6 protein-coding genes are annotated in these 4,941 nt (G+C 74.6%); 1 reads left to right on the forward strand and 5 read right to left on the reverse strand.

The features are described from left to right. The 5 genes from J0670_RS29965 to J0670_RS29985 all read right to left on the reverse strand — a co-directional run. On the reverse strand, positions 1-356 hold a 356-nt coding region (locus J0670_RS29965; RefSeq protein ID WP_207814840.1), incomplete at its 3' end, for an HPF/RaiA family ribosome-associated protein. Positions 357-770: 414 nt separating this feature from the next. Beyond that, positions 771-1,709, reverse strand: coding sequence for a ribose-phosphate pyrophosphokinase (locus J0670_RS29970; RefSeq protein WP_207814841.1), 939 nt, complete (start codon positions 1,707-1,709; stop codon positions 771-773). A gap of 133 nt (positions 1,710-1,842) precedes the next feature. Further along, complete coding sequence (locus J0670_RS29975) at positions 1,843-2,514, reverse strand: CBS domain-containing protein (RefSeq protein WP_207814842.1); 672 nt, start codon at positions 2,512-2,514, stop codon at positions 1,843-1,845. Between the two features lie 43 nt (positions 2,515-2,557). After that, positions 2,558-3,424, reverse strand: a complete 867-nt coding sequence (locus J0670_RS29980; RefSeq protein ID WP_207814843.1) for a universal stress protein — start codon at positions 3,422-3,424, stop codon at positions 2,558-2,560. 140 nt (positions 3,425-3,564) lie between these two features. Continuing rightward, on the reverse strand, positions 3,565-4,059 hold the full coding sequence (locus tag J0670_RS29985) for a universal stress protein (RefSeq protein WP_207814844.1): 495 nt from the start codon (positions 4,057-4,059) through the stop codon (positions 3,565-3,567). Positions 4,060-4,349: 290 nt separating this feature from the next. On the opposite strand from J0670_RS29985, the gene J0670_RS29990 reads away from it, so the two are divergent. Beyond that, the coding region (locus J0670_RS29990) for a phosphoribosyltransferase (protein WP_279383100.1) at positions 4,350-4,941 on the forward strand (592 nt) is incomplete at its 3' end.

A 4,941-nucleotide genomic window follows, 5' to 3' on the forward strand; every position in this document is an offset into this window, starting at 1 on the left:
TCACCCGGCTTCGGCGCGCTGCCGCGCCCGGCTTCCCGGTGCCTGCGCAGCCGGGTCAGTTGCAGGGCGAGGCGGTCGCGCAGCCGGTCGATCGCCTCGGACATGGACTCGGCCGCCACGTGCGCTCGGGCGGCACGGCCGTTGACGTCGAGGTTGGCCTGCGCGACGAAGGGGCGCTCGGTGGCGGGGTTGTGCGTGCGGGTGAGCCGGATGCGGACGGACAGGACGGGCTCGGACACGTTGTCGAGCAGGGTGAGGACCTTGTTGCGGGCGAGTTCCCCCGTGCCGGGCGGAAGGTCGCCCCGCGCTTCGACTTCGACCTGCGGGGTCTGGCTGGCCACTGGTTCGGTTGCCATCGGAATTCCTCCGTTCACGATCGTGGTCGTCGTCGTACGGGTGCCATGTGTCGCGGGTCAGACCTCCGATCCCCCGGGCGGGGGCACCGGCAGTGCCGGGCGGGGTCCGACCCACGACGCCAGTGAGCCCGCCCGGGCCGACGGTCCACCGCAGCGCTTGCCTGGAGACGGCCGACCGTCCACCCCCACCACGATCCGGCGCGCCGTGGGGTCCTCCCCACTCGTGGAGGAACCCGCTCTCGTTTCCACACCACCACCGTGCCCAGGTCACCCGCTCCGCCCCAAGGTCCGGTCGCCTCCACCGAACGGGGCCACCCGGCCCTGCCGCGTTCCCGGGACGCGACGCCGGGATGAGAGCGCGGCGGAGTGCGGGAGCCGCGGCGAACGCCCGGCGGACCGTCGCGGCGCCTCGTGTCAGCCGCTCATCAGGAGGGTGTCGAGCGGTTCGCCGCCGTGGAGCAGGGCGACGGCTTCGGCGAGCAGTGGGGCCACGGTCCGTACGCGGTGCGGCAGGGTGCGCACCCGGCCCGTGGGAACGGTGTCGGTGACCACGAGGACGCTGACCGGCAGGTGTGCGAGCCGTTCGGGGGCGCGGCCCACGAGCAGGGGGTGGGTGGTGGCGACGCTGATGTCGGGAGCCGAGCCGTGAGCCAGCAGGACGCGGACGGCCGCCTCGATCGTGGCGCCGGTGCTGATCATGTCGTCGACGATCAGCGTCGGTCTGCCTGCGACGTCTCCGGCGAGTTCCTCGGCCCGGACGTCGGTGCCGGACAGCCGGGTCTTGCGAACGACGGCGACCGGTCGGCCGAGCAACGTGCCGTAGCGCTCGGCGAGTTTGACGGCCCCGAGGTCCGGCGAGACCACGACGGTGGCGTCCGGCACGTACTCGGTGAGGGTGTCGGCGAGCAGCGGTGTGGCGGTCAGCGTCTCGACCGGGACGGCGCTCATCGCTTCGAGGGCCGGGGTGTGCGGGTCGATCACGACCAGCCGGTCGGCGCCGGCCGCCGCCAGCGCGTCGAGGGCGACCCGGGCGCCGACCGACTGCCCGGCCCGGGTCCGGCGGTCCTGCCGGGCGTAGCCGAAGTACGGCACCACGGCGGTGACCCGCTGCGCGCCGCCGCGGCGGCAGGCGTCCAGGAGCAGCAGGAGCTCGACCAGGTGCTCGTTCACCCCGGGACCGGTGGGCTGGACCACGTACACGTCCTCGCCCCGCACGTGGCCGACGACGGGCTGCAATTCGCCGTCGGGGAAGCGTTCCACCTCGCACTCGACCGGCTCGGTGCCGAGGGCCTCCGCGACGGCGTCCCCGAGTGCGGGATGGGCGGTGCCCCACAGGATCCGCGGGTTGGTCATCGTGTTCTCCCGGTGGTCGGATTCTTCGACGGGCCCGGCCGTCGGAGCCCGCCGACGAGCAGGACGCGGGCGAGCCACCCCTCGGGGCGGTTCGAGAGGGTGGCCGCGCACTGCGGTCCGGGCACGCCGCGTGTCACGCGGCGCCGATGTCGATGTGGCTGTCGTCGGACGTGTAGCGGAGTGTCTGGTGGACGGCCACGACTCCGTCGACGGCGTGGCAGAGGCGCTCGACGACGGGGACGAGGCTCTTGCGTCGGACCGTGCCGGTCAGGGTGACGACACCGTTGTCGACGGTGACGTCGACGGCGTCGGGCGGGAGCCGGAGCGTGCGGTCGAGGACGTCCACGATGATCTCGCGCCGCAGTATGTCGTCGGGGCGGAGGAAGGGCCGCAGCAGGTCGCGGCGGCTGAGGATGCCGACCAGGCGGCCGTCGCGGTCGGTCACCGGCAGGTGCTTGACGTTTCGGCGGTCCATCAGCCGGGCGGCCTCCACCAGGGTCCATTCCGGCCGCGCCGTGACGGCCGGGCTGCTCATCAGGGTGCCGGCGCGCTCGGCCTCGGCCCTGGACCTGCCGTGGGGAGGGAGCCAGCGGGCCTCGGAGCGGCCGGTGACGTCCGGTTGGCGGGCCTGTGCGCGGATGAGATCGGCCTCGGAGACGATGCCGACCGGGTGGTCGGCGTCGTCGACGACCGGGACGGCGCTGATGTCGTTGCGGTCGAACAGGTCGGCGATGTCCTTGAAGGCGGTGTCGCGGTGCGCGACGACGACCTCCTTGGTCATCACGTCCTGGACGGTGCGGTGCATGGTTGTCGCTCCTTCGTGGACGCGGGACGCGGGCCCCACGGCGTCAGTCGTGCGGGATGACGGCCAGCGGGCAGGGCGCGTGGTGGATCGCGGCCTGGGTGACGGGGCCGATCCGGGGCGCGAGGGGGGTGCGGTACCCGCCGCGGCCGACCACGAGCAGTCGGGCGCCGGTGGCGGCGTCGATGACGGCCCGGGCGGGGCTCTCGTGGCTGAGCCGCTCCACGACGTCGACACCGGGGAACTTCTCCTGCCAGGGGCGCAGCGCCGCGCTCAGTGCGTGGCGGTCCGCCTGCTGGACGCTCTCGTCGGGCGGGCCCTGCCAGGCGGTGAGGGCCGGGCGGCGGCTGGTGGCGTGGACGGCCAGCAGCGAGGTGTGCCGTCGGTCGGCGGCGTCGAAGGCGGCCTCCAGGACGCCGTCGTAGCCGGAGCGCAGGCTCACGGCGACGGCGACCGGCCCGGACTGCGCGGCCGGGGTCATGGTGCCGTCCGGGTGGTCGTAGGCGCGTACGAGGACGACCGGGCGCTCGGAGCAGGCGACGGTGTACAGGGCGAGCGAGCCGATCAGGAAGCCGTCGCCCGTGCCGATGCCCTGCGAACCGAGCACCAGCAGCTCCGGGGCGCCCGCGGCGGACAGCAGTGCCGCCGGGGTGACGGCGGGGAGCAGTTCGGTGGTGACGGGAAGGTCCGGGTAGTGCTCGCGCAGGTCGCTCTCCGCATCCCGGAGGATGCGGTGCCCCGCGGCGGTCTCCACTTCCGGGCCGGGGGGTGGCTGCTCTGCGACGGGGCTGAACAGCCACAGGTGCAGCAGCCGTACGGGCAGTTCGCGCAGTTCGGCCTCGTGTGCTGCCCAGCGGGCGGCCGACAGGCTTTCGGGGGTGCCGTCGAGGCCCACGGTGATCTCCGGACGCATGGGAGTTCACCTCCTCCTACGAGGGGCCCGAGCCGGTGGGGGAACTGCCTCTCATCGTGGCTCCGCGGAGGCGTCCCGGCATGGGCCGGTGGGCCCACGCCTGGCTGGTGATGGACCCTGCCCGGGCTCGCACGTCAGGTTCACGCGGGTGCGGCGGGCGCCTCGGGCGGCACCACGACAACGGGGACGTGGGCGTGGCGGACGACCTCGGTGCTGGTGGAGCCGAAGGCGAGGCGGCCCCAGACACCGGCGCCGCGGGTGCCGACCACGAGCAGACCCGCGCCCTGGCTCGCGTCCAGCAGGACCTCGGCGGGGCGGCCGCGCTCGCAGCGGACCTCGACCTCGACGAACGGCTCGCCGACCTGTCGGCGAAGCTCCTCGACGGAGTCCGTCACCTCGCGGGCGACGACGTCGTGCAGGTGCGTCGGCAATGCTCCGCTCGTGCGGGGCCAGGAGGGCGTGCCCAGGTCCGACGGGTCGGCGTGGCCGGAGCCGTAGGCACGGACGGCCCGCACGGCGACGCCGCGCATCTGCGCCTCCCGCAGGGCGAAGAGCACGGCCCTGCGGGCGTGCTCCGAGCCGTCCGTGCCGACCACGACCGGTCCGGCGGACCCCGGTACGGGAGTGCTGCTCACGGGGACCTCCAGCGCGTGCGCCTCGACCGTGCGAACTGCCCGGCTCGGCGCGGCCCGATGACCGGGCGGCGTGCGGTCGCCGGTTCGCCCTACTCCTTCCATGCTCCTCTGCCGCTGCCGCCCCGGCACGTCCGTCCCCGGCGCGCGGGTCCCTCCGGGAGCCGGGGACGGCGCCGGCGCGTCGCCCCGGTCGTTCGCGCGCCTCCGGTGGAAGGAGGATCGTGGGACGTGGCGGCCCGGCGCGGGCGGCCGGGTCCGGCCGTGGTCCCCGTGCAGGAGGAGAACGGGTCATGTACTTCGTCGACCGGGTGGACGCGGGGCGTCGCCTCGCCGAGCGGGTCGGGCACCTCGGGGGCGAGGACGTGGTCGTCCTCGGGCTTCCCCGTGGTGGTGTTCCGGTGGCGGCCGAGGTCGCGAAGGTGCTGCACGCGCCGCTGGACGTGATCGTGGTGCGCAAGCTCGGCGTGCCGTTCCAGCCGGAACTGGGCATGGGAGCGATCGGCGAGGGCGGGGTGCGGATCGTCAACGAGGCGGTGGTACGGGCGACGCGGACCTCCGAGGAGGACCTGGCCGCGGTGGAGGCACGGGAGCGGGTCGAGCTGGACCGCAGGGCCCGGCGCTACCGGGGTGACCGGCCCCGTGCCGAGCTCGCCGGCCGTACGGCGATCGTGGTGGACGACGGGGTCGCGACCGGTTCGACCGCCCTCGCGGCGTGCCTGATCGCCCGGAACCACGGCGCGGCCCGGGTGGTCCTCGCCGTCCCCGTCGCCCCGCGGGGCTGGACCCGTAGGCTGGCGGACGCGGCGGACGAGCTGGTTGCGCTGTCGACGCCCGGGGAGTTCTACGGGATCGGCCAGTTCTACGAGGACTTCGCGCAGACCA

The organism is Streptomyces sp. FH025 (genome assembly GCF_017427025.1).
Lineage (GTDB): Bacteria > Actinomycetota > Actinomycetes > Streptomycetales > Streptomycetaceae > Kitasatospora.

Coding starts and splice junctions, on each gene's coding strand:
- J0670_RS29970 (WP_207814841.1), bottom strand. CDS start 1,709: ATGACCAACCCGCGGATCCTGTGGGGCACCGCCCATCCCGCACTCGGG.
- J0670_RS29975 (WP_207814842.1), bottom strand. CDS start 2,514: ATGCACCGCACCGTCCAGGACGTGATGACCAAGGAGGTCGTCGTCGCG.
- J0670_RS29980 (WP_207814843.1), bottom strand. CDS start 3,424: ATGCGTCCGGAGATCACCGTGGGCCTCGACGGCACCCCCGAAAGCCTG.